At 73.0% G+C, this 363-nt stretch carries 1 pseudogene; it reads left to right on the top strand.

Going from position 1 to position 363, the window contains the following annotated elements:
* Positions 1 to 8: 8 nt before the first annotated feature.
* Positions 9 to 363, top strand: a pseudogene (locus IE660_RS15450) (2-oxoglutarate dehydrogenase, E2 component, dihydrolipoamide succinyltransferase); the annotation flags it as partial.

Here is a 363-nt window from a genome sequence, read left to right as displayed (position 1 = left end):
TGCTCGAGATCCGCGTCCAGGAGGACGAGACCGCCGAGGTCGGCGCCGTCCTGGCCGTGATCGGCGAAGCCGGTGAGGGTGGCGGCGAGGAGCAGGCCGAACTGGCTGCGCCTGAGGCCGAGGCCGAGCCGCCCGCCGAGGGCCAGGACACCACGGGTGCCGCTGCCGCGGAGCCCGAGAAGGACGAGGCCCCGGACGCGGTGACCGAGCCCGAGGAGCCGTCCACCGAGAAGGAGCAGCCAGCGAAGGCTCCTGCTGCCGAGGCCAAGCCCGCTGGTGGTGGCGAGGGCACTGAGGTCACCCTGCCCGCACTGGGTGAGTCGGTGACCGAGGGAACCATCTCCCGCTGGCTCAAGCAGGTCG

This window comes from Aestuariimicrobium ganziense (assembly GCF_015352975.1).
GTDB lineage: Bacteria > Actinomycetota > Actinomycetes > Propionibacteriales > Propionibacteriaceae > Aestuariimicrobium > Aestuariimicrobium ganziense.
Note: the sequence above shows the minus strand (reverse complement) of the source record. Positions and strands in the feature narration are given on the sequence as shown.